This window comes from Sporosarcina saromensis, from assembly GCF_033253735.1.
Classification (GTDB): Bacteria; Bacillota; Bacilli; order Bacillales_A; family Planococcaceae; genus Sporosarcina; species Sporosarcina saromensis.
This window is the reverse complement of record NZ_JAUBDI010000009.1, coordinates 1-22,797: the sequence shown is the minus strand read 5'-3', so window position 1 is coordinate 22,797 and position 22,797 is coordinate 1. Positions and strand designations below refer to the sequence as shown.

The window sequence follows — 22,797 nt, the reverse complement described above, 5'->3', positions numbered from 1 at the left end:
ATGGCTTTAGCAAGAAGCGTAACAGTTATCCCAGCTAGGAGAAGAACGAGAAATGTTGATGCAGAGGATAAGAAAAAATTAAAAGTGGCAGCTTATTGTCGTGTATCAACAGATAGCGAAGAACAAGCAACTAGTTATGAAGTTCAAGTGGAACACTATACTACCTATATTCAGAACAATCCTGAATGGGAGTTGGCAGGCATTTATGCGGACGATGGAATATCTGGGACAAATACCAAAAAGCGTGAACAGTTTAATAAGATGATTGAGGATAGCATGAATGGAAAAATCGACATGATCATCACAAAATCCATCAGTCGATTTGCGAGAAACACGCTGGACTGTTTAAAATACATCAGGCAATTAAAAGATAAAGAAATACCTGTGTTTTTTGAAAAAGAAAACATCAATACAATGGATGCAAAAGGTGAAATTATGCTCACCATCATGGCATCCCTAGCACAACAAGAAAGTCAGTCACTTAGCCAAAACGTAAAACTAGGAATACAATACCGATACCAGCAAGGTGAGGTGCAAGTGAACCATAATCGCTTTCTAGGCTATACCAAAGATGAGAACAACAAACTAGTCATTAACCCAGAACAAGCGAAAATCGTTAAACGGATTTACCGGGAATATTTAGAAGGAGCAAGTTTAGTTCAAATAGCACGTGGACTTGAAGCGGATGAAATACTTACCGCAGCTAAACGGTCTAAGTGGAGACCGGAGTCGATTAAAAAGATTCTCCAAAACGAAAAGTATATCGGAGATGCATTGCTTCAAAAAACATATACCGTAGATTTTTTAACGAAAAAGCGAGTTGTCAACAATGGTCACGTTCCACAATACTATGTAGAAAATAACCACGAAGCCATCATTCCAAGGGAGATTTATTTACAAGTTCAAGAAGAAATGATGCGAAGGGCAAACATTCGAAACGGAAAAACTGGAAAGAAACGAGTGTATAGCAGCAAGTATGCTTTGTCGAGTATAGTCTTTTGCAAAGAATGTGAAGATGTTTTCCGAAGGGTGCATTGGAATAACCGAGGATACAGATCTATCGTGTGGCGATGCGTTAGCAGGCTAGAAAGAAAAACACACCTTTGTAATGCAGAAACAATCAGAGAAGATGAACTTCACCAAGCTATAGTACAAGCCATCAATGAAGTGTTAGGAAACAAGGATAACTATTTGAATATATTAATAGAAAATATTGAAACAGTTTTGAATGAAAATGCGGATAAACCAACAACTGATATTGACAAAAAGTTAGAGGAACTTCAAATGGAACTGCTCAGACTAGCAAATTCAAAAGAAGATTATGATGACGTGGCAGAAGAAATATACCAATTACGGGAACTGAAGCAGGAAGTCATGATGAAAAATGCAGCACGAGAGGGACTTAGACAGCAGATTGAGGAAATGACAAAATTTTTAAAAGAGCAACCGCAGAAACTTGAAGTGTATGACGATTTACTTGTGAGGCGCTTGGTTGAAAAGATAACGATTCATGAAAGACAATTAACAATTGAATTTAAGTCGGGGATTGAGATCGCAAAAGAAATATAATATGAATACTTTACGAGCTCATGTCGGAAAAGGCATGGGCTTTTATTAGTGTTAAATTGACCGAAAATTTTAATAGTATAAAATATAAGTAAACGCTACTAGATGGGGTGGTATATTTGTTATCAATTTCTAGGAAAGATTTATATGATGAAGTTTGGTCTGTTGGAATGACAAAGGCAGCTAAGAAACTTGATATACCTTATCATAATCTGAAAAAGGCTTGTGTTGATTATGGCATACCATTGCCTACCCAATCTTACTGGAGTCAATTATACATGGGGAATGAAAAGCCATCGCAGCCAAAATTACCGAATGCGGAAGATAGTGTAGTGATTACAATTAAAAAAGCGAAAAAGAATCAAGTTAAATTAGCTCCAAAAAAGATTGTTAAGTCCACAAAACAAAAAGAAAAACAAGAATCACCACCATTAAAAACAAGTGACGGAAAATTATCAGAACAGGAAAAAAGTTATTTTTCTTACTTTAAACAAGATGAAGATAGGTTAATAGATATTTATAATAATTTAAAAATAAATAAAACACTGTCTTCAAAACCACATAAGGCGATAATTGGGTATCGTAAAAAAACTCAATCCTATCGAGAGGATAGATTAAGAATTAAATCGGCATCTGGAGAAATATTTCCAGAAGTTTTACCTTTTATAGATAGTTTATTCAAAGCTCTTGAGAGAGCGGACGCTAAGATTGTTCCCAAATATGAGGAAACGGAAATTATATTGAAAGATAAATATACTATTACTTTGAACTTTAAATTGCCATGTAGAAAAATTAACTTATCACCAGAAGATGAAAGATATTCTACATATCATACGTTTGAATATGAAACTAAAGGAACAATAAATGTGGAAGTTGGTTATAAGCTGTATTGGCGTAACTGGGGAAGAAGTGAAAAAAATATAAATCAAACCAAAAGAATGTCTACTGAGGATCTTTTAAGAAAAGTATTTGTCTATGTTTTTTCATTACCAGAAATAATTGATGAGCGAGAAAAGGAGTATATAATACAAGAAAAACAACGTTTAAAAGAGGAGGAAGAAAGATTAATCTTACAGGAAAAGCGGGACAATGAATACATAAAAACACAGCAACTCATAAACAATTCCTTGAATTACTTCTATTCTAAATTAGTTCAGGAGTATGTTGCTGCTGAAATGGAAGAAGATTCAGAGGAGTATAGATGGGCGATGGAAAAGGCCAATTGGATTCGGGATTCAGAAAAACATCCTGATGAGTTGTTAAGGGAGAATGAAAAAGAGAAACTGTTTAATAAGAAAACCAACCGTACGAACTTTTGGTGACGAGTTTATTTTTAGGGGGGGAAACACTATGAGTTTATTTAAAAAAATATTCAAGAAAAGTAAAGAGAATCACAGTAAATCAAATAAGGGTTTAATGAATGCTTTATCAATAAAACTATCAACAGATGAAAGTGAAATTTCTGTAACTTCATCGCCGGTAGGAACAATAACGGGAAGCAAACATAATGATTTTTATGTTTATGAATGGTTTTTAAAAGATACGGGGGAGGTGTTTTATGTTGGAAAGGGTAGAGGTAATCGTTATAAAGAATATCACGATAGAGCATATGTTGCTGAAAAAATAAAAGAATTATATGAGACAGAATCAAGATTTGTTGCAATAAACTTAACGGAAGTAGAAGCGATAGAGCTCGAAAGCAAGACAATGTTACGTATATTAAATGAAACTAATCACAGATTGACTAATAGAATCACCCCTTTGTTAGCAAAGCGAGGGAATGGTTATGATAGAAGCCCAAATACCCCATATTTTGAATTTGAAAAAGCACCTGTTTTATACGCTACTGAAATTGATGAACATTATTTCGGAAAATCTTATAGAGAGTTTGACAAGGTGACTGAAGAAAATTTAAAAGCAGTGATGTTTATTGAACGTAGTATTCGTAATGACATTGAAAGAATTTATGGTGGGGAAATGGGAAGATATATTGATGAAACAAAACAATTGTTAAATAAGCATGGAAGTAGAGTATTGAAAACTCAATTTGCAAAATCGGTTACTGCATGGATATATATTGGAGATGATGATGTTTATAATTATGAAATTGATCAAGATAAAGCAATAGAGAGAATAGGAAGAGAAGTCCCAACGTACCATTTGATTGACGTATGGAAATTTTTAAAAATTAAATATGGAAATTTAGAAAATCCTAAAGTGAAAAAAATCGAAATCAAGCCCTATCATAATAGAGTCCCATTAAATGAAATAAAGAATTTTAATAACTGGGAAAAAGGTTTTGATGAAGGAATGCCTTATTGGGAGGATGGAGATGCAGAAAGAAAAAATGGAAATGTTGAAAAAGCAATAAGTTTATTTGATAAAGCTAGATATCATGGATATGAAGCACCTGCATTATACAATTCATATGCAATGGCTTATCGTAAATTAAAAGATTACGATAATGAGATAGCAATTTTAGATGAAGCAATTAAAAGGTTTAGTGTAGGTAATAATGAAATAGTAATTCAAAAGTGGAAAGATCGTCGAGATAGAAGTATTGAACTTAAAATGAAAAATAAACTATAATTTCTTTGACATGTTCCCACGAACGTAGGAAATAGTCGATATGTTCCCGCATACAACCGTTTCACTAAAAATCGCAAAAACATCAATTCTATCAACTCGTCCCATGTGGAGTGTGTGGCCTTGCTGACATTAAATGAAGAATTGATTGAGGACTAATGAGAAAAGGGAAACTGCCGACTACGGAGTTTCCCTTTTTGCTGTTTAGAATACATGTCTTTGTGGAGGTTGTCGTGGTAGTCGTCGCCGAGGTGTGTCGACTTTATTGTTCCAGCTTCAGAAAAAAAATAGTAGAGAAAATTGCTTTAATACGCTATATCCTTCATTGAAGCAACTTACAAATACGTAACGCGATCTCGGCCGTTCCGCTTAGATTCATAGAGCGCATCATCCGCACGGGTGAACAAGCTGTTTGCATTGTCGTCTTCCCTAAAAGGCGTAATGCCAAGTGAGATAGTTGCTGCAATACTTTCCCACGGTGACACAGCGACATGCTCGCGAAGCTTTTCTACAAGCGCAACAGCTTTATGAGGATCAGGTTCATAGAGAATGATGGTAAACTCCTCGCCGCCAATTCTTGCAAGGAGATGTGGTTTTTCAATCATCGTTCGCATTTTATGCGTCAGTTCCACGAGCACTTTATCCCCTATGGCATGACCGTAAATATCGTTCACTTTTTTAAAATGATCAATATCCAAAATAGCCAAAGAAAACCCTGGAAGCTCCTTCGCCTGCACACGCTGCACTGCCAATGCCAGTTCTTTTTGGAAAACGCGTCGATTATATAAACCTGTTAGCTCATCATGAGCGGCAAGTTTTTCAAGCTCTGTATTTAGCAATTCAAGCTCGCGTTGTTTTCTCTCTACGTCCTCCAGAAGTGCAAGCAATTTTGCGTTTGCAAGATCGGTTTCTTTCTGAATGCGTTCGGCGTTTTTCCGTGCAGCAAGCATTTGCGCTTCGTATTCATTTCGCGTATTGATTTTCACAACAATTCCTTCATATACGCCATTCCGCTCGTTAACATTTACGAGCACAGGAATTGTATGACCTTCAACTTTAAAATTCAAATACATTTCCCGTACTTGGTGATGGATGGATATGGTGGGTAAGAAATACGTTTGAAAATAGACACGAGAAGGCAAGGTAAGCAAATCTTGGAAATGGACTGTGTGCTCTAGCTTTAAAACGGTACGAAGTGTCTCGTTCATTTCAATAATTTCTAAGTCTTTATTGAGCACAAAAAAACCACAAGGAGCAAGATTAAGTTGTTCATCCATTGAACGTCCCCTCCTAGCTTAGCGAATGAAACGACGAATTTCTTCGATTGTCTCTTCAGGTTCGCTAATGTGTGGATTATGGCCTTTCGCTTTTTCCATAATGACCAATTCACTATCTGTAATTTCCTTCTGCAGAAATTCTGCTACTTCTAGTGGAACAATGGCATCTAACGTCGTTTGCAAGATCAGTGTCTTCACAGGAATATTGTGCACATCTTGGCGGTGATCCGAATAGAAAGTGGCTTCTGCAAATTGACGAGCAATTTGATGGTCATTTGAATAGAGCAGTTCCTCAAACTCTGCCACTAATTCAGGTTGATCTGGTGTATCCATAGCAACAGGTGCTAAGTATTTAGTCCATTCTTTATAATTCGTTTCCATCATGTCCAATAGTTCGTGGATATCCGATTCGTCGAATCCGCCATTGTAATTTGGTTCATTTAAATAATGGGGAGAAGGTCCGATCATAACAAGTTTACCGATTAAGTCTGGACGTTTAATGGAGACTAATCCTCCAATCATACCGCTGACAGAATGGCCGACGTACAATATCTTTTCCAATTCAAGTGCATCACAGACGTCAATTACATCTTGTGCATAGCCATGCAAGTTGCTGTAGCGTTCTGCATCATAGGCCGATTTATCACTTCTACCTGAGCCAACGTAGTCAAATACCACGACTTGATAGTCAGTTTCAAAAGCGGGAACAATTCTATCCCAAACGGATTGATCACACCCAAACCCGTGTGCAAAAAGAATAGTCTGTCGACCAGCTCCACTGATCCGAACATTGTTGCGTTTTAAAATAGTTGATTCCAAAACTATCACCCTTTCTTTGATAGGATTCTATCAATCCCTGTTGAATAAATGCAATCTATTTACTGCATATATCGGCAATCAGGTAAAAAGTTTAGGAATCAATGTGTCTAATGTCTAAAAAAATTATAGAAACCTTGCAATTTCTAAGAAGGAAGTAACGTTTTTAACGAATTACAAGGAGTATGTAGAAAACTGTCGAAAGAAAAAATACAAGAAATTATATTTTTCGTGTAGTAAGCGGAATAATCTAAATTGTTTTGGTGCCTGTCCCCTGAATAATTAAGAAAATTAAAAATATAAGAGTTTAGTTGGTATGAAAGGTTGGGAGTGTAGGTGTTAGTAAGTATATTGATTGTGATAGGGATTGTGCTTTTTATTGTTATAACTGGAATTGTTTTATTGATGAAGAAATATAAGAAGGAGTTAACGAGCAAGGACTGGTATGAGACGTTTCAATATGAATTTCGATCTGCTGATTGCCGGCATGAGAAGCAAATAAAACTGACTGAAATTGACTGGAAATTTGCGTTTACAATGAAGAAAGAGAAGAGTGTTACGGTGGCAGCAGGACCATTTTCCAAAACGACTCACCGCGTACACTACCGATTATTTTGTGAGGAATGTGGAAAGAAGCGTTGGTTTGAACAAACGAATTCTGTTTTGAATCACAAAGATTTGTTCCGTTTGCGTCTTAAATATTTAGCGGTGGGTGCTAGCGTAATTATGCTAGCTTTTATCATCACGATGACTGTCATTTTCAAGTTCATTGTTAAATTCTGAATAGAAATGGACGCGCTTCCAGGAGTACGATCAGCATCGATTTGCACCTCCTTTCATATGCTATAGTTGGAGGTGGCAAAATGCCTAGAGTCAAATACCGAGATGCGGATGTCGATGTCATGGCGAGGATGATGCGAGCGGAAGCTGAAGGCGAAGGAAAGCAAGGTATGTTATATGTAGGAAATGTCATTGTGAACCGAGCTGTCGCCAACTGTCTAGATTTTAATGATGTTCGGACTATTAACGACGTCATTTTTCAAATACAAGGCGGCAACTATTCTTTTGAAGCTGTTCAAAAAGGGAATCTATTTTACCAACGCGCAAGAAATGTTGAGAAGAAATTAGCAAAGCAGAACTTGGATTATTGGAGAGTTCAGCCGGCTAAATATGCACTTTGGTATTTTAATCCTTACGCACCATGCCCGCCAACTTGGTACGGGCAACCGTTTACTGGACAGTATAAAAATCACTGTTTTTACGAACCAGCAGCCGGAACTTGCGCAAGTGTCTATAGCTGATGAGTAGCTAGTTATCCAGTTGCGATTAAAGAAGTGTAAGTAAACATCTAAGAGTTGTAATGATTTCTAAAGAGAAGTGATTCCCCTTGCTCGTTCATGGCCGAGCGGGGGAATTACTTTTTAGTTAGAATTATCCTGCCTAACTTGTGCACAAATACACTTGAACTAGTGTTTGATTACATTTAAAAAGTTGGCTTCTTATCCAATAACTCTATAAACTGTACTTAACACTTTATATAAAGTGAATGGACAATTTTGGAGGTCGCGAATAAATGACCAAACACAAAATCTACACAATGCCATTTGCTGATGTCTATCCGCATTACATTGCAAAAGCGGAGAGGAAAGGACGGACAAAGGCTGAAGTGGATGAAATTATCTGTTGGTTAACGGGCTACCAGCAGAAAGAAATGAATGAACATCTAGAGAAAAGAACGGACTTTGAGACGTTCTTTGCGGAAGCTACACAAATGAACCCATCTCGTGAATTGATAAAAGGTGTTGTTTGTGGCATACGTGTAGAAGAAGTAGAAGAGCCGACGATGCGGGAAATCCGGTACTTGGACAAACTGATTGATGAGTTGGCGAAAGGGAAGAAGATGGAGAAGATTTTACGTAGTTAATGGAATAACCGATTCAACAACAATCACTTTTCTTGTTACGCCCGAGGAAAGTGATTGTTTTTTTGTTACTATCAATCAAGACTTATTCTCCGGATAGGAGGTATAGTTAATGAGCTATATAAATGGATGCATAAGTTTTACGACATGATCCGCAGGGTAGTTGAATAGTTAATTGATATGAACGGGGGGAGCGTTAATGGGAGAACGAAAATTGGTCATTGCCATTGCGGGAGCTAGCGGATACATTGGCAGGAATTTAGTAAAACAATTAAAAGGTCACGCAAAGGTCATTGCATTGTCTCGTACTGACAATCACCATAATAATACAGAAGATGTGGAATGGCGTTGTTGCGATTTGTTTTCGATGAAAGATGCGGAGAAAGGTTTAGCGGGAGCGGATATTGCTGTCTATCTTGTACATTCAATGTTGAAGTCTGCCCGACTCACACAAGGGTCATTTGAAGATATGGATGTCATTTTAGCTGATAACTTTGCACAAGCGGCAAAGAGACAAGGTGTGCAGGAGATTGTTTACTTAAGTGGCATCATTCCAAATGAAGATGAGAAGCATCTGTCGAGGCATTTGAAAAGTAGGCTAGAATGCGAAAGGATATTACGCGCATATGGTGTTCCCGTAACAGCTTTGCGAGCAGGATTAATAATCGGTCCAAAAGGATCCTCATTCCCCATCCTTTTAAAGTTAGTTAAGCGCTTACCGTTAATGATTCTGCCGAAATGGACAAGGTCACAAACACAGCCTGTTGCATTGGATGATCTTCTCAGAGCTTTACGTTCAATACTTCTTGACTTTGAACCGAAGGAAAGAACAATTGACATTGGTGGTCCAGAAGTGATGACGTATAAGTCGATGATGGAACAAACAGCTGCAGTCCTAGGAGTGAAGCGTAAATTTGTCGATGTCCCCTTCTTTTCGTTAAATCTTTCTCGCTTATGGCTCACGCTTATTACACAGTCGTCAAAGGAAATGGTATATCCGTTAGTTGAAAGTTTAAAACATCCGATGGTTGTGAGTCCGAGAAATAAAGTTGACGGCATCAGTGAAGGGGACTTCACATTTATGGAAGCGGCAGCAGCTGCTTTACAAGGTGAAGCGTCCGATTGGAAACATGGTATGAAATCACCGAGCTTTGGTCCTTTGAAACAAGATGTCCGTTCTGTACAGCGGATTGAGTTGCCCGACGGATGGTCAGCTGACCGTGTTGCACGCTACTATGTAAGATGGTTGGAAACGTTCTTAAACCCGTGGGTATTGACTTCTGTAGACGGGAATTTGAATTGCAAAATTGGATTCATTGGCAATCGGACATTACTTGAACTGAATTATTCACAAGAGCGGAGTACGGAAGAACGCGCATTGTACTATATAACGGGTGGCTTTCTAATGGATCCCAATGTCAACCAAAGAGGACGAATGGAATTTCGGAAAATTCCAGGTACCCAAGAAGTAATCATTGCCATTCATGATTATTTACCATCGTTGCCTTGGTTTATTTATTATATTACGCAAGCAAACATGCACGCTTTTGTTATGTGGCGTTTTCAACGTCATATGCATGCATTGTGCAACAATCAACGTACTATTGAAGAGACAAAAGGTGTGTTAATGATTGAATAGCGGAGAGCGAAGAAATGCAAATTCATAATGTGATAGATAGTAAAATGCATTTTCGAGTCTAACCCTAAAAGTAGAAGCCGATGACCAAACAAGTGAAAAGGCTTGGTCATCGGCTTCTTTCAATATCGGGCTTGTTGTAACCGAAGGACGTCGGCTTTTGTCTCTAACAGTTCATTCGATAGGATGGTCACTTTGCCGTCTACTTTACGAATCTTTTCACTTAGATGATCTTCCACGGTGTCAATGCGTCCCATAACTTCAAGGTGATTCGACTCAACGACAGAGCGCAATTCTCTCAATTCGTTGTGATTCGACTCAACGACAGAGCGCAACTCTTTCAATTCGTTGTGATTCGACTCAACGACAGTCCGTAATTCTTTCAAGTCGGATTGGTTGTCCTTTACAAGATATGACAATTCCGTAATGGCTTGAAGAATGACTTCATTGCTAATAGATTGATTCAATTTTTTCACCTCTTTTACAATGAATGGTTCTTTGAATAGCATACCACAGTTCGACAAGAAAGTTCGAAGTCAATTGTTGTAAGTCACAAACGTAGAGAGCGGTCTTCTAAACGATTAAGTTTAACATCTTTCATATGTGATCATTGTTGGCGTGAATTAATACATAAAACTCGAGTTGTTCGTTACAACCAGTATGTTTCTCCAATTCGTAATGTCAATAAATCTTTATCATCCAGTTTCAATCTCTTCCACTCTGCTTTTAGCCGTTCAAGCGCTTCTGGACCGGTGTCGTCTGCTAAATGGTAGGTTCCGTAATGCATAGGGATGAAAGTTTTAGCTTCTACTTGTAAAAAAGCTTTCACTGCTTCTTCTGGATTCATATGACTTTCTTTCATAAACCATTCGGGCTCGTAAGCTCCAATCGGCATTAATACGGTTTGGATCGAAAATTTTTGAGCAATGTCGGAGAAACCTTTAAAATACCCTGTATCCCCAACGAAATAGATCGATTGAGTTTCGTTTTCAATGATCCAGCCACCCCAATGAGAAGTGTTCGTGTCTGTCAAAGTTCTTTTCGTCCAATGTTGTGCAGGGACAAACGAAAACGTTAGTCCGTGATACTGAAATGTATTATACCAATTTCCTTCAATGAAATGATCATAACCGCGCTTGGAAAAAGCATGTCCGAGTCCAATTGGTACATAGAAAATCGGATTTCCTTTCAATTGTTTGATTGTATGAAAATCTAAATGATCATAATGGCCATGGGAAATGAACACGCAATCTATGTTGGGTAAATCTTTTATATCCATCCCTGGCGCAGTTAAACGTTTTTGAAACCCCATGCGATTTGCCCAAACCGGATCCGTTAAGAAATTCAAACCGTTCATTTGAATTAAAAATGTTGAATGGCCAATCCACGTAATGGATGTTTCTGATTGATTGGCATGGAGTTCTTCAAGCTGCACTGGAACATGTTCGATATGAATACTTAAATCTTTCTTCTTTTGTCTCCGTTCCTTTTGCCAAAGCCGAAAGTCATTAAACGTTTTTGTCGTATTTACTTCATCTAAATTTGTATAGCGATGCTTACGAAACATGTAAATACCCCCTATGGTCAAACAATGGAGATTACTAGAGTAGGAAAATATAGTCTTATGAGTATCGGCGTCTTGTTAAGTATTGGTATTAATAGGCAATGCCGACTCGACACATTATCCACTTATCTTGAGTAACTACATCATACGCGAAATGAGCTGTATCCCCAACAGTTATCTCCTTGCCTCCTATAGGCAACAGATTTTCTTCAACACGATAGTTTCCTCTGGCGGCACCATCAGGTAAATAAGTGGGGCAGACGATCGTCCAGTCAAGTCCAGAAGCACTTAGCATCTCATATACTTGACGGTGCTGATCCGCAGCGAACGTTAAACGACGTTTCGATTCACTCGTCTCATAGCGGAATTTTCCAGGCTCGGTGCGACTAGTTAAGATACCAGCGGTCCCAATTGTCACGATTCGTCGAATAGCTGCATGTTCCATTGTTTGAATTATGTGCGGCAATGCATCCGTTAATGTTGTTGTCTTATCCGTGGAGAGTGCACTAACGACTACATCTGCTCCCTTTATAGTTTGTTCAACTGCTTGGGAATCCCTTGCATCGCCTTGAATAGTTGTCAATTGTTCGTGTTTATCCAACTTACTTCGATTGCGAACAAGTGCGGTTATCGTATGGCCATTATGGATTGCTAATTGTAAAATTTGTTGACCGACTCTCCCCGTAGCTCCGAATAAAGCAATTTTCATTGCAATTCCCCCTGTTTATTTATAATAAGTTATTAAAGATAGATCTCCACGACAACTTTTTCGGAAATATGACACCGTCTTACATTTCCCGGGAAATGTTTACACGATTAGCTAAATTGTTTTAGGATCCCTTATAACAAAAGACAATAACAAGCCAAAAACCGCGATATATCCGGCTACATGAAACGCAACATTAACGCCTTGAATGGCTCCTGAAATTGAATCGCCTGTAGCTGCTGTTATGGTGATGGCTACAAGGACAGCAGTCCCTACTGCTCCTGCAATTTGACGGAACGTATTGTTCATAGCCGTTCCGTGTGCTATTAAATGATTCGGCAACTGATTTAAGCCAAGCGTTGTAGAAGGCATCATTACCATGGAGATACCAATCATACGGATTGCATTTAACACAGCTAAATAGGTAAAGGTTGTGTCTGCCGATAAGTTCCCAAACATGAACGTTGTCACAGCTAAAATGGCGAAACCGATACGCAATAACCACTTTGCACCGAATTTGTCAAACAACGAACCTGATACAGGATTCATGATCCCCATAACAATAGCGCCGGGTAATAGCATTAAGCCTGAATGGAACGCGTTAAATCCAAGTAAGTTTTGCATGAATATCGGTAAAATTACGGTAGCGGCAATCATGGAAGCAAATACAATCATACCAAGTGCTGTCGCCAAGCTGAAAATCGGATATTTAAATACGCGAAATTCTAAAATGGGTTGTTCCAAATGCAATTGACGTCGGATGAATACAACGAGTGCAATTGTTCCTACTGCAAGGGAGATACCGACGTTCAAATGTAGCCAACCCGTATTACCAGCAACACTAAATCCGTATAACAAACCACCGAAACCGAGTGTAGAGAGCAAGATCGACAAGCTATCCATCTTGGGGTTCGTTAATTTTGTAACATTCTTTAATAAGAAATAGGCAGCAATAATAATGAGAAGCGTAATGGGAATGACAACATAGAAAACACTTCTCCAAGCGAAATGATCGACAAGATACCCAGATAAACTAGGCCCAATCGCAGGTGCAAAAGCAATGACAAGCCCATACATCCCCATTGCCTTTCCGCGTTGTTCAATCGGGAATAGAAGGAACATGATTGTTTGTAGAAGTGGCATCATAATACCGGCGCCTGCACCTTGAAATATCCGACCAATTAATAAAAATTGGAAGCTCGGTGCAATGGCAGCGATAACGGTACCTGCAGCAAAGATACTCATCGCTGTTAAAAATAGCTTACGTGTCGTAAACTTTCCGATTAAAAAAGCAGTCACAGGAATCATAATGCCATTGACGAGCATGAAAATAGATTGTAACCATTGGACAGTACTTTCTGACACGTTAAGATCTCTCATAATCGGCGGCAATGCAGTTGCCAAAAGCGTTTGATTTAATATTGTAATGAATGCACCCGATAATAAGACGGCTAACAAAGGAATGTTCTTTTTGAAATCGAATGCTTGAGTGTTCTCCATAATTGATAAGCCACCTAACAATTTTTTCTTTTGCTTCTTCCGTAGTAGACGTAATTTTACTAGACCTCCATGTGGTTGTCTATTTATGTGGCAGTTTAGTCAATACAGGTACTATAAACACCTTTGAATCGAAATACGTTTTTCGAACCAAGTATTGGGCATGCTTGAAGTAATACAAATGAAGGTGAGTGATAGGATGAACAAAGCTGTATTCCTGGACCGTGATGGGGTTATCAATGAAGTGTTGACAGATCGTGTGAAATTCGTGAATCGCTCAGACCAAATGTATTTTTTTCCAGGTGTAGCCGAGGCTATACGACTTTTCAATCAAACATTTGACTATGTGTTTGTTGTCACCAATCAAGGAGGCGTTGGCCTTGGTTTTATGAAAGAGGCCCAATTGCAGGCAATTCATAGCGATATGATTACGTCATTGCAAAAAGAAGGGGCACTCATTCAAGAGGTAGTCTATTGTCCACATAAACCAAAATCAGGTTGTACATGTAGAAAACCGAACAGTAAGCTCATTGAGGACTTAGCTCGAAAATATGATGTGGATGTAAAGTCCTCTTACATGGTAGGTGATACGGATACAGATATTATTGCTGGAAAGAAAGCCGGGACCAAAACGGTGTTCATTGGTAAAAGCGATCCTTTGGCAGACGCAGTATACCCGGATTTATTACAAGCAGCTCACTGGATTGTTGACGATGCTACTTAATAACGTATCATTACGCAAACATAAAAGTATGGGTACTGTTAAAATGCCTATTGGGTTAAGTTAAACTCCTACTTACTATTTAACAGTAAAGGGAGGAGTTTCGGAGTTGTTGTTGAATGTTTATACATGTGTGGTACACAAATCATTACGTGTATAGAGAGGATGTATATTATGTCACAAAAAGAGCTAGCAGTGACCTTTCTCCAACAAATTGTTAGCGGAAAGATTAAAGAAGCATTTGGCGATGCAATTCACACCGAGTTTATTCATCATAATGCCTATTATGAGGCCGGCGCGCAGTCATTAATGAAAGCAATGATGGACAATGCTGAGTTAAGTCCAAACAAACAATGGACGGTTGTCCAAGCAATTGAAGAAGAGGATCGAGTTATGATTCATTCACATATACAACAGAATACCGATGATCTTGGTGCTGCTGTAGTACATATTTTCCGATTTCAAGAAGGAAAGATTATCGAAATGTGGGATGTCGGCCAATCCGTTGTAAGTAATTCACCGAATGAACAGGGCATGTTTTAATTGTAATTAGAAAAGGAAGCAAGCGATAACAGTTGCTCGATTCCTTTTGCTTTTGTTTACACCTCATTTAATCTTTAGGTGTCACTAGTTTTTCGTTCGCAGCGTCACCTTCTTTACCTCTTAGAAACATATAGAAAGACGCACCGAAAATGATGATATATCCGATGATGCTATAGACATCCGGTAGTTGTCCGAGAAAAGCAAAACCAAATAAAGCGGTGAAAACGACAGTAAAATAGTTGAATACGGAAATTTCTTTTGCTGGGGCAAATTTGTAAGCTAATGTAATGCCAAATTGGCCGATTGTAGCGGCTAGTCCAGCGAGTAATAGATATGCAGTCTGCTGCCAGGTCATGGGCTCATAATGATAAATTACGAAAGGCAACAAGATGATTGTCGTGAAACCTGAGAAGTAAAATACGACCGTGTAAAACTGCTCTCGATTGCCTAGTGCTCGTAATACGGTGTACGCTCCTCCGGCGAATATAGCGGAAAGAATGCCCGCTGCATAGGGCACGATATCAAGCGAGAATGAGGGCTTAATAATAAACAACGTACCGAGAAAGGCGACAAGTATGCTATACACTTGAAATGGTTTCACGCGTTCTTGTAAGAAGATAGCGGCAAAAACGATCGTGAAAAATGGGCTCATTTTGTTCAACATATCTGCATCCGCTAACACAAGATGATCAATTGCATAAAAGAGTAAGATGATGCCAATTGCACCTAAAACTGAACGTAATAATAGCAATGGTTGGTTCTCACGTTTCCCTATTAGTCTTTCTTTAAAATGTAGGACGAAGAATAGCGATATGAACATTGATACGCCATTTCTGAAAATGGTTTTTTGTAAAGTTGATACATCACCTGACAGCTTGACGAACAATGTCATAAGAGAAAAGCCGAATGCGGATGCCAATAATAGTAGAATACCTTTGTTTTGGTTTGTCATAAGAAGCCTCCGGTATTTGAATACATACGAATTGTATGTTACCACAATCCATTCTTCAAGAGCAGGTACATGCTTCATTTGCTTCGAGTTGACGATTTCATCACACCAAAAATGAATATTAAAGTGAAGAGGAACTCAGTGATTGTTGGAAAAAAGTCGGACCATTCACACGACTTGTCAAACTCTCTATCTATGTTATAGTGAAGTTGAAAACTAAAAAGAGTTAACCACTGGGGGAGTCTTTGTGAAAGACTGAGACGTGTATGAATATGCGGACCCTTAGAACCTGATCTGGCTCATACCAGCGTAGGGAAGTGGACCGCACGTCTTCCATGGTTATTCTACGCCGATTTGCGAGCCGCTTTTTCAACGTATGTGTTGAGGGAGCGGTTTTTTGGTTTTCTACAAAAACTAGAGGAGTGGGTAAGATGACGTTGTGTAAAGAGTTACGAGTAGAGTGTGACGCAATTTTTGAAGCCAATTTCAATCATCCGTTTATTGAGGAGCTTGCTACAGGCACATTATCGGAAGACATTTTCAAAGAGTACATTCTTCAAGATTCCTATTATTTACAGCATTACGCAAAGCTACATGCATTAGCAGCCGCACAAGCAACAGATATGCACACTGTAAGACGGTTTGCACAGCATGCAGAAGGGACATGTGGAGCTGAAATCGATTTACATGAAAGTTATTTCAGCTTATTGGGCGTGACAGAACAGGATTTAGCACAATTCAAACCAGCACCAACTGCGTATGCCTATACTTCCCACCTCTATAGAGCTGCAATGGAAGGGGATTTAGCTGCAACATTAGCCGCATTATTACCATGCTATTGGGTCTATTATGAGATTGGCGAACGGTTAAAAGAGGCAACTCCGAATCATCCGATTTACGACAAATGGATTGCGATGTATAGCTCTGAGTGGTTTGAACAATCCACGAACGAACAAATTGAACGACTAAACGAACTCACAAAAGATTTATCTCAAAAACGTCGTGCAGAAATTAAAGCCCATTTCATAAAAAGCTGTCACTATGAATTACAGTTTTGGGAGATGGCCTATACAAAGCAAAATTGGGATTTAGAGAAAGTGGAATTGCAAGTGTAGACAGTCGATTTTGCCAATCCTATTCGGACGATTGTTCACTAGCTGGAAAACTATTAGTCCTTGTACACTTACTTAGATAGGTAATGAAAGGGAGAGACGATACGACTGGATCTTCTCCCTTTCATTCTCTACGAATCAGCACAATGGAATTTGCGCTACATATACTGTAAGAACCGCGAAAAGGAGGAAAGGAAGCTGTATTATTGGTATCATCCTTATTTCGTTCATATCGCTTATCCCCAACTGCAACAAGTTGCCCATTCGACCTTAGAGGCAAACAACTTGACGGGAATCCCGAACGATTCAAATCCTTATCCGCCTGTCGATCCTACACGATTGCACCAGTCGGCAACGTATTCCATGGAGTTAACAAAGCACGCAAACCAACTTGTTACTAAAATTTCTCAGTCAACCACATTTGCAAAGGAACTCATGACGGCTGCACAAAAATCTGATCAGCGTAAAGTTGATGAACTGATTGCGTCAGTTGGAATTCCTTCGAAAGTGACTACAAAGTACACGCCGAGTGGAATCCGATTCGTACTCCATAAAGAAGTAGATGGCGCTGTTTGCTGCGAAGTATCAATGATTCTTAATTGGTAGGCATATGAAAAAGAATAAGTCCCTGCAGACATTGCAGCTGCAAGGACTCTTTTTTTGTTGCTTCAATTTACTGTATTGCATGAACCTGTTTGATAGGTGTTGCATCAGGTTTTCCGAATAAGTACCCTTGAAAAAGATCATAGCCCATTTCTTGCAAATAGCGTAAATCGCTAGCTTGCTCAATTCCTTCAGCAAGTGCAAGTGCGCCAACCTTATGTGCTAACCGCATCACATTTCTAGCGACTTTTTGCTTCTCGGCATCTACACTTACGCCATCAGCAAACTCTCTTGCAAGTTTGACGAAATCGGGTTGCATGCGAGCTAACAACTCCAAATCATTGAAACCAGTTCCTACATCATCTAGTGCATATTTTACACCGTGCGTACGATAATAATCCAAGATGGACAGCAAGTGTGCCATATCATCGACTTTATCTGTCTCCACAACTTCAAATACGACATGCTCAGGACGAATGCCTGCTCGTTGAATTGCAGCAAACGTCGTCGCCAAACAATGTTCAGGCACATAAATGGAAGTTGGTATGAAATTGATGAAAATTAGTCTGTCTGCAACAGGTGCTGCATTTTTGATGGACTCCAATCTACATAGTCGATCAAGTGCAAACAAGCGATTGCGTTTTCTCGCGGCTTCAAAAAGGTGGAACGGAGCAATCAATTGACCTTGGTCATCAATCCCTCTACTCAACAGCTCATTTCCAACAATATGAACTTCATGATCGAGCATCTTGACGATTGGTTGATAATGTGTACGAATTGATTTTTTCTGAATGATTGCATCAATCCAACTGGCCTCACGTTCAGATTGAAATGACTTGATTGGTTTTAATTTGTTTAAGTCTCGCATCGGATCTTCTTTGTCTGCTTTTACTGCATAAATTGCCTCGGCATCCATGTGAGTTTGAACATAATCCATTAAGTCAAATAAAACAGGTTCAAGCGCCCAAAACATCCGTTCATTCAGCTTTTGCCACGTAGTTTTCGGATAGTCAGTAAAATACTTTACTAACAAATCCATGCGTTGTTCATTTGAAAAATAGATGGTATAGCCAATGGTCTTGGGATTGCAAAGTTCACATGTCATTCGAGATCTCCTTTTTAGTTACCGACTTGCCACTGTGTCGTTTGTTACGAAACGTGGCTTTTTTTGTTTCAAGCTCATCAAAGCACTCAAATTGTGAATAGCTAAATGTGCTTGTATGACGTTGCTAATATGTACAAGCCATGTGTTTCAGTATACGTGTATGCCAGTTAAGATTCTATTAATAAGACAAGATTTGTAGCAGATGGAGAAAGATTTGTGTGAAGGCGTGTAGATGCAAGTTATGTAATTCGCTAATCGTTAATGAGCCATGCGTGAATTTTGAAAAGTAGGGTATTCTAACAACAAAACAAGAATGGAAGGATGGTACGATGAAGAAAATCAGTTCTGTATTTTTATCACTTTTACTACTCGTAGGTTTGGCAGCGTGTAATGTTAAAGACAATCGAAACCAAATGGGCGGCGTTGATAAATCCCCGGAAATATTGAAAGAGCCAGGTCAACAAGATGAAGATAAAGTAGAAGATACAACAGATGAAGATGCAACCGAAAAACAGGACGATGATGCAACCGACAGTGAAGCAGACGAAAACGCTGAAGATGATGGTGAAAGCGATTCAAAATAAAATGGGCACATGTAGCCGCCCCGCAATAAAAAAGGAATCCAGTCCCGCATAATGAGGATTGGATTCCTTTTATGTGTCAATCCACGTCTTCTTTCAGCAAATAGTTTGCGCTTATCCAGGAAGTAATCGGGATGACGACAGCGATGCCCGTCCCAGCGCAAAAGATAAGCATCATCTCTGAACTAAAGATTTTGGAGTTTACAATTTCACCAACGGAATACGATAAATCCTTGAACCAGATTAGTAACGCTAAGTACCCACCAAAAAATGCGAAAAATAACGTATTCGTGTCTGTACTTAAAAGATCTCTTCCAATATCGATACCTGAGTGATAGAGCTCAGTTTTTTTGATCAAAGGATATTGTTTGCGCATCTCTTGCATCGAAGCTGCAATCGAAATTGCGACATCCATGATCGCGCCGATTGTGCTCATGATGATGACAGACACACCGATTTTCATAAAGTCGATACCAATGTAAAGTGAGTAGCCACTAATTGCTTCTGTTTCTTCCTCCCCAAAACCTTGTATCATTAATGTGTTAGATACAAATACGATGAATACAAGCAGCAAACTAATTGTAATCATCGTTGAGATGAAAGCGATGACCGTTGTCCGGTTCACTTCATTAATGAAAAACAAACTGATACAGCCTATTAATGCACTCGCAATGAACGTTAGGATAATTGGGTCAAAGTCGGGATTTAGCATTAAGGCTAGTGTAAAAAAGAAAACGCCGAAGTTCATGAATAATGATAGAAAGGAACGCAATCCTTGTTTGCCGCCAATCCAAACCATTAAAACTAATAAAATTAAAGCAAGCAAAATGAGCACATTCATAAGCGATCCTTCTTTCGTGTAATGAAAAATAATGTCGTATACACACCGATTGGTATGGTAAGAACGATGCCGATGCCACCAGCTAATGCTCGAGCAATTTCTAGTGAAAGGTTCATGGAAAAGGTGAATCCTAACGGTGTTGCATTTTTAAAAGATAAGATGAGCATAGGGAGAGCACCACTAATATACGCGAAAAACAAAATGTTTGTAATCGTACCCATAATCTCCCGACCAATCGCCATGCCTGAACTTCGTAACGCTTTCAATGATATAGTTGGGTTTTTATCATACAGTGCGAAAATGGACGATGACATTGTAATGGCAATATCCATGATTGCACCTAAAGAACCGATGAAGAGACCACCCATGAAAACGAGTTCATAGGGACGCGTCAGAAATTGCATTTCTTCATACCGTAATCCATTCCCAGATGTCACTGAAATGACGACGTACGTAATTGCTAGTGATAAGAACGTGCTTAGTAATGTTGCTACGATCGCTGCATACGTCTTATCTGTAAACCCACTTACAAATACTAACGAAATACATGTAAACAAAAGTATGCAGACACCGCAAATGAGCAATAAGTTAATAGAAGAATGTTTGATGTAAACATCTAATGCAAAAGATAAAATGAGTACATTGATGACAAAACTACAAATTGCAAAAAATCCACTCCGTCTGCCGATAAGGAGTAAGGCAAAAATGAAAATCCAAGCAATGAGTACTACGTGCTTGTCCCGTTTCAAGTCAGTAATTGTTCCTGTTAACGTTGGGACATCTCGTGTGGTTGTTTCTAACTGAATGAATACCTCGTGTCCCACTCGATACGCTTGGTCAAATGCGCCTGAATAAGAATATTCATTGGTCAATTGGACATGTTGTCCTTTCTCAATGCCGTTTTTTACGATAGCCTCAATCTGTTGCACAACGAGCAAATCTTCATTGCCATGCCGATCTGTCATCGGTGTCTCTTCTTCAATCGATATAGCGGTAATTTCAGCAATGGAACGATTGTATAAAGAATAATTATGATTGACGAATAGTACTGAGGTGATAAAACAAAAAGCAAGGATGGTATAGTAAACCAATTGTTTACGTGTGAATTTTTTAAACATAAATTAATCACCTCGACAGAGTAAATAGATCGTAAGGGATGGATCGCATAATGATTGTATGACCGCCAAAAACGGACAATAAGCTAGTATCACTTTACAGAAAGCGAAGCAGTTATGCAAAGGATAATAGTGGGGGTTAATGCGAGTAGAACGGGTATAGAAAGAAAGGAGATTTGCCAATCGCTTTCATTGAAATCTTATGGAGGTTTGGTAAAATCGGTGATATTATTCATAAACAAACAAGCGATGAGGTGGTTGAGGATGAATATTGCGGTAGCGGTAGATGGTTCTGAAAGTGCTATTCGGGCAACGTATCATGCGCTTATGCTCGTTAAGCATTTGCCGGATACAAAGTTAGAAATCATTTTCGTGACAGACTTTAATAAAGTCGAAGACGAACGTCTGTTGACACAAAGCCCTGAGAATTTAGCGGCTTATCAACGAAAAAATGTAAATCCGATTGTGAAAGTTGCTCAAGAAGCAGGCGTTGAACCGACCGTTACCTTGTTGAAAGGCCAAACAGGTCCAACAATCATCAAGTACGTCAACGCACATGAAGTGGATCAGCTTGTTATCGGAAGCAACAGTTTACATGCTTTTAAAGGCTCTGTTTTTGGAGACTTTAACCAAAAAGCAGTAAAGCGTATGAAATGTCCAGTGACGATTGTAAAGTAAAGCTGTATGTGGCTCGACTGATGAAGTGCAACAGTATTTTCGATACTCAAAAACAATATTATGGAGTGACTGAACTAGATGAAATTACTAGATGAATTAGTAGACATTTATTTGCAAGGGCCGCAGGCGGAAATGATGTCCGTATTGGATACTCGCACTGGAGATATTTTATTGGACGCACCAGAGTCGCTAACAGGTGAGCCTCCAATCGATTGGGATGACGAAGAGTCTTGCTTTTTAGTTGAGATTCTGACCGCTTCTTCTGCGGAAATGTTCGAAGTCATGGTTGTGTTTACGAAGCAACAACCTGAACGTATTGCTGAATTGTTATTCACAGCATTAGACGGAAGAAAACCTTTTAGACGTTTCAAGGATGCTATAAATAACGTTGGAATTGATCAACAATGGTATGATTTTGAACAACTTTATGCCACAGAAAAGATGCAGGACTGGCTATCAGCAGTATCCATGCAGGAGAATCACTGAAACTTTTTCCCCGTAATTGACGTATAGAGGGAAAAGATCAGTGAGGAGGCGGCACGGTGTGATACTCTGTCAAGAAATTGGACACATTGAATTGAGTTTCATAGCTAATTGTATATTCAAGCTAACGCGCTTTGCTTGTTCGCCTTGTCATAAGCGAACAGAGTTTCACTCTATTCACTTACGACAAGGTCAAGGGGCTCTCCTCAATTTCTGCTGATAGACCTTGGTAGTAGGCCTCTTCCTTCTCCATTGGTGTCAAATAACCATTTGTGGAATGGATTCGTTTTGTATTATAAAAACATTCAATGTACTCCATGATACTGTTTTTTGCTTGTTCCCTTGTCGCATACGTTTCGTGGAAAATTAGCTCGCGTTTAATTATTCCGTGGAAGGATTCAATACAGGCGTTGTCATAACAGTTGCCCTTACGGCTCATGCTTGTTGTAATTCCGTACCCCCTCAGAATGTTTTGGTAGTCATGAGATGCATATTGG

Annotated in this window: 25 protein-coding genes and 1 riboswitch; of the genes, 14 read left to right on the top strand and 11 right to left on the bottom strand. The window is 39.0% G+C overall.

From position 1 onward, the window contains the following. From QT711_RS10485 to QT711_RS10475, 3 genes are all read left to right on the top strand, one after another. Entirely contained in the window at positions 1 to 1,569 is a 1,569-nt protein-coding gene (locus QT711_RS10485) for a recombinase family protein (protein WP_317944080.1), read from the top strand. Between the two features lie 116 nt (positions 1,570 to 1,685). After that, positions 1,686 to 2,888, top strand: a complete 1,203-nt coding sequence (locus QT711_RS10480; RefSeq protein WP_317944079.1) for a hypothetical protein — start codon at positions 1,686 to 1,688, stop codon at positions 2,886 to 2,888. Between the two features lie 28 nt (positions 2,889 to 2,916). After that, positions 2,917 to 4,155, top strand: a complete 1,239-nt coding sequence (locus QT711_RS10475; RefSeq protein WP_317944077.1) for a GIY-YIG nuclease family protein — start codon at positions 2,917 to 2,919, stop codon at positions 4,153 to 4,155. A 332-nt stretch (positions 4,156 to 4,487) separates the two neighbouring features. Here the strand turns inward: QT711_RS10475 and QT711_RS10470 are convergent, their stop codons facing one another. Both QT711_RS10470 and QT711_RS10465 read right to left on the bottom strand, forming a co-directional pair. Beyond that, a complete protein-coding gene (locus QT711_RS10470; protein WP_317944075.1) occupies positions 4,488 to 5,429 on the bottom strand; it encodes a GGDEF domain-containing protein in 942 nt (313 codons plus the stop codon). Between the two features lie 18 nt (positions 5,430 to 5,447). Next, positions 5,448 to 6,248 (bottom strand): alpha/beta fold hydrolase, encoded by an 801-nt coding sequence (locus tag QT711_RS10465; RefSeq protein WP_317944073.1) that lies wholly within the window; start codon positions 6,246 to 6,248, stop codon positions 5,448 to 5,450. A gap of 402 nt (positions 6,249 to 6,650) precedes the next feature. On the opposite strand from QT711_RS10465, the gene QT711_RS10460 reads away from it, so the two are divergent. From QT711_RS10460 to QT711_RS10445, 4 genes are all read left to right on the top strand, one after another. After that, positions 6,651 to 7,028 carry a hypothetical protein gene (locus QT711_RS10460; RefSeq protein ID WP_317944071.1) on the top strand — a complete coding sequence of 126 codons (378 nt, stop codon included), beginning with the start codon at positions 6,651 to 6,653 and terminating at the stop codon, positions 7,026 to 7,028. Positions 7,029 to 7,108: 80 nt separating this feature from the next. After that, positions 7,109 to 7,546: a cell wall hydrolase gene (locus tag QT711_RS10455; RefSeq protein ID WP_317944070.1), complete on the top strand. Its 438-nt coding sequence runs from the start codon at positions 7,109 to 7,111 to the stop codon at positions 7,544 to 7,546. Positions 7,547 to 7,818: 272 nt separating this feature from the next. Then, positions 7,819 to 8,169 (top strand): DUF2200 domain-containing protein, encoded by a 351-nt coding sequence (locus QT711_RS10450; protein ID WP_317944069.1) that lies wholly within the window; start codon positions 7,819 to 7,821, stop codon positions 8,167 to 8,169. A gap of 196 nt (positions 8,170 to 8,365) precedes the next feature. Then, complete coding sequence (locus tag QT711_RS10445; RefSeq protein WP_317944067.1) at positions 8,366 to 9,805, top strand: NAD(P)H-binding protein; 1,440 nt, start codon at positions 8,366 to 8,368, stop codon at positions 9,803 to 9,805. A gap of 119 nt (positions 9,806 to 9,924) precedes the next feature. On the opposite strand, the gene QT711_RS10440 is transcribed toward QT711_RS10445, so the two are convergent. The 4 genes from QT711_RS10440 to QT711_RS10425 form a co-directional block, all read right to left on the bottom strand. Beyond that, complete coding sequence (locus QT711_RS10440; protein WP_317944066.1) at positions 9,925 to 10,311, bottom strand: hypothetical protein; 387 nt, start codon at positions 10,309 to 10,311, stop codon at positions 9,925 to 9,927. Between the two features lie 140 nt (positions 10,312 to 10,451). Beyond that, complete coding sequence (locus tag QT711_RS10435; RefSeq protein WP_317944064.1) at positions 10,452 to 11,369, bottom strand: MBL fold metallo-hydrolase; 918 nt, start codon at positions 11,367 to 11,369, stop codon at positions 10,452 to 10,454. An 88-nt stretch (positions 11,370 to 11,457) separates the two neighbouring features. Continuing rightward, positions 11,458 to 12,075 carry an NAD(P)-dependent oxidoreductase gene (locus QT711_RS10430; RefSeq protein ID WP_317944062.1) on the bottom strand — a complete coding sequence of 206 codons (618 nt, stop codon included), beginning with the start codon at positions 12,073 to 12,075 and terminating at the stop codon, positions 11,458 to 11,460. Positions 12,076 to 12,186: 111 nt separating this feature from the next. Then, positions 12,187 to 13,572 carry an MDR family MFS transporter gene (locus QT711_RS10425; RefSeq protein ID WP_317944061.1) on the bottom strand — a complete coding sequence of 462 codons (1,386 nt, stop codon included), beginning with the start codon at positions 13,570 to 13,572 and terminating at the stop codon, positions 12,187 to 12,189. Between the two features lie 196 nt (positions 13,573 to 13,768). Here QT711_RS10425 and QT711_RS10420 point away from each other — a divergent pair, with 196 nt between their 5' ends. Then, positions 13,769 to 14,293 (top strand): D-glycero-alpha-D-manno-heptose-1,7-bisphosphate 7-phosphatase, encoded by a 525-nt coding sequence (locus QT711_RS10420; RefSeq protein WP_317944059.1) that lies wholly within the window; start codon positions 13,769 to 13,771, stop codon positions 14,291 to 14,293. Between the two features lie 171 nt (positions 14,294 to 14,464). After that, positions 14,465 to 14,833: a nuclear transport factor 2 family protein gene (locus tag QT711_RS10415; RefSeq protein ID WP_317944057.1), complete on the top strand. Its 369-nt coding sequence runs from the start codon at positions 14,465 to 14,467 to the stop codon at positions 14,831 to 14,833. A gap of 67 nt (positions 14,834 to 14,900) precedes the next feature. On the opposite strand, the gene QT711_RS10410 is transcribed toward QT711_RS10415, so the two are convergent. Further along, positions 14,901 to 15,785, bottom strand: coding sequence for a DMT family transporter (locus QT711_RS10410; RefSeq protein WP_317944056.1), 885 nt, complete (start codon positions 15,783 to 15,785; stop codon positions 14,901 to 14,903). Positions 15,786 to 16,007: 222 nt separating this feature from the next. Beyond that, positions 16,008 to 16,115, top strand: a riboswitch (TPP riboswitch). 98 nt (positions 16,116 to 16,213) lie between these two features. On the opposite strand from QT711_RS10410, the gene tenA reads away from it, so the two are divergent. Both tenA and QT711_RS10400 read left to right on the top strand, forming a co-directional pair. Next, complete coding sequence (tenA, locus tag QT711_RS10405; RefSeq protein ID WP_317944055.1) at positions 16,214 to 16,897, top strand: thiaminase II; 684 nt, start codon at positions 16,214 to 16,216, stop codon at positions 16,895 to 16,897. 150 nt (positions 16,898 to 17,047) lie between these two features. Then, positions 17,048 to 17,500 (top strand): hypothetical protein, encoded by a 453-nt coding sequence (locus tag QT711_RS10400; protein WP_317944054.1) that lies wholly within the window; start codon positions 17,048 to 17,050, stop codon positions 17,498 to 17,500. Between the two features lie 67 nt (positions 17,501 to 17,567). On the opposite strand, the gene QT711_RS10395 is transcribed toward QT711_RS10400, so the two are convergent. Then, entirely contained in the window at positions 17,568 to 18,602 is a 1,035-nt protein-coding gene (locus QT711_RS10395) for an EAL domain-containing protein (RefSeq protein ID WP_317944052.1), read from the bottom strand. A 329-nt stretch (positions 18,603 to 18,931) separates the two neighbouring features. Between QT711_RS10395 and QT711_RS10390 the strand changes: the two genes are divergently transcribed. After that, entirely contained in the window at positions 18,932 to 19,186 is a 255-nt protein-coding gene (locus QT711_RS10390; protein WP_317944051.1) for a hypothetical protein, read from the top strand. Positions 19,187 to 19,262: 76 nt separating this feature from the next. On the opposite strand, the gene QT711_RS10385 is transcribed toward QT711_RS10390, so the two are convergent. Next, positions 19,263 to 20,024: a YibE/F family protein gene (locus QT711_RS10385; RefSeq protein ID WP_317944049.1), complete on the bottom strand. Its 762-nt coding sequence runs from the start codon at positions 20,022 to 20,024 to the stop codon at positions 19,263 to 19,265. Continuing rightward, on the bottom strand, positions 20,021 to 21,142 hold the full coding sequence (locus tag QT711_RS10380; protein ID WP_317944047.1) for a YibE/F family protein: 1,122 nt from the start codon (positions 21,140 to 21,142) through the stop codon (positions 20,021 to 20,023). The genes QT711_RS10385 and QT711_RS10380 overlap by 4 nt, the downstream gene beginning before the upstream one ends. 261 nt (positions 21,143 to 21,403) lie before the next feature. Between QT711_RS10380 and QT711_RS10375 the strand changes: the two genes are divergently transcribed. Both QT711_RS10375 and QT711_RS10370 read left to right on the top strand, forming a co-directional pair. After that, complete coding sequence (locus tag QT711_RS10375; protein WP_317944045.1) at positions 21,404 to 21,817, top strand: universal stress protein; 414 nt, start codon at positions 21,404 to 21,406, stop codon at positions 21,815 to 21,817. A gap of 78 nt (positions 21,818 to 21,895) precedes the next feature. After that, entirely contained in the window at positions 21,896 to 22,303 is a 408-nt protein-coding gene (locus tag QT711_RS10370; RefSeq protein ID WP_317944043.1) for a UPF0158 family protein, read from the top strand. A gap of 178 nt (positions 22,304 to 22,481) precedes the next feature. Here QT711_RS10370 and QT711_RS10365 read toward each other — a convergent pair. Further along, positions 22,482 to 22,797: integrase core domain-containing protein (locus tag QT711_RS10365; RefSeq protein WP_317944041.1), on the bottom strand; the 316-nt coding region annotated here is incomplete at its 5' end.

Excerpts from the sequence above, each read along its gene's own strand:
- QT711_RS10485 (WP_317944080.1), top strand. The coding sequence starts at position 1 with ATGGCTTTAGCAAGAAGCGTAACAGTTATCCCAGCTAGGAGAAGAACG.
- QT711_RS10475 (WP_317944077.1), top strand. The coding sequence starts at position 2,917 with ATGAGTTTATTTAAAAAAATATTCAAGAAAAGTAAAGAGAATCACAGT.
- QT711_RS10470 (WP_317944075.1), bottom strand. The coding sequence starts at position 5,429 with ATGGATGAACAACTTAATCTTGCTCCTTGTGGTTTTTTTGTGCTCAAT.
- QT711_RS10460 (WP_317944071.1), top strand. The coding sequence starts at position 6,651 with ATGAAGAAATATAAGAAGGAGTTAACGAGCAAGGACTGGTATGAGACG.
- QT711_RS10455 (WP_317944070.1), top strand. The coding sequence starts at position 7,109 with ATGCCTAGAGTCAAATACCGAGATGCGGATGTCGATGTCATGGCGAGG.
- QT711_RS10450 (WP_317944069.1), top strand. The coding sequence starts at position 7,819 with ATGACCAAACACAAAATCTACACAATGCCATTTGCTGATGTCTATCCG.
- QT711_RS10445 (WP_317944067.1), top strand. The coding sequence starts at position 8,366 with ATGGGAGAACGAAAATTGGTCATTGCCATTGCGGGAGCTAGCGGATAC.
- QT711_RS10440 (WP_317944066.1), bottom strand. The coding sequence starts at position 10,311 with ATGCTATTCAAAGAACCATTCATTGTAAAAGAGGTGAAAAAATTGAAT.
- QT711_RS10435 (WP_317944064.1), bottom strand. The coding sequence starts at position 11,369 with ATGTTTCGTAAGCATCGCTATACAAATTTAGATGAAGTAAATACGACA.
- QT711_RS10430 (WP_317944062.1), bottom strand. The coding sequence starts at position 12,075 with ATGAAAATTGCTTTATTCGGAGCTACGGGGAGAGTCGGTCAACAAATT.
- QT711_RS10425 (WP_317944061.1), bottom strand. The coding sequence starts at position 13,572 with ATGGAGAACACTCAAGCATTCGATTTCAAAAAGAACATTCCTTTGTTA.
- QT711_RS10420 (WP_317944059.1), top strand. The coding sequence starts at position 13,769 with ATGAACAAAGCTGTATTCCTGGACCGTGATGGGGTTATCAATGAAGTG.
- QT711_RS10415 (WP_317944057.1), top strand. The coding sequence starts at position 14,465 with ATGTCACAAAAAGAGCTAGCAGTGACCTTTCTCCAACAAATTGTTAGC.
- QT711_RS10410 (WP_317944056.1), bottom strand. The coding sequence starts at position 15,785 with ATGACAAACCAAAACAAAGGTATTCTACTATTATTGGCATCCGCATTC.
- tenA (WP_317944055.1), top strand. The coding sequence starts at position 16,214 with ATGACGTTGTGTAAAGAGTTACGAGTAGAGTGTGACGCAATTTTTGAA.
- QT711_RS10395 (WP_317944052.1), bottom strand. The coding sequence starts at position 18,602 with ATGACATGTGAACTTTGCAATCCCAAGACCATTGGCTATACCATCTAT.
- QT711_RS10390 (WP_317944051.1), top strand. The coding sequence starts at position 18,932 with ATGAAGAAAATCAGTTCTGTATTTTTATCACTTTTACTACTCGTAGGT.
- QT711_RS10385 (WP_317944049.1), bottom strand. The coding sequence starts at position 20,024 with ATGAATGTGCTCATTTTGCTTGCTTTAATTTTATTAGTTTTAATGGTT.
- QT711_RS10380 (WP_317944047.1), bottom strand. The coding sequence starts at position 21,142 with ATGTTTAAAAAATTCACACGTAAACAATTGGTTTACTATACCATCCTT.
- QT711_RS10375 (WP_317944045.1), top strand. The coding sequence starts at position 21,404 with ATGAATATTGCGGTAGCGGTAGATGGTTCTGAAAGTGCTATTCGGGCA.
- QT711_RS10370 (WP_317944043.1), top strand. The coding sequence starts at position 21,896 with ATGAAATTACTAGATGAATTAGTAGACATTTATTTGCAAGGGCCGCAG.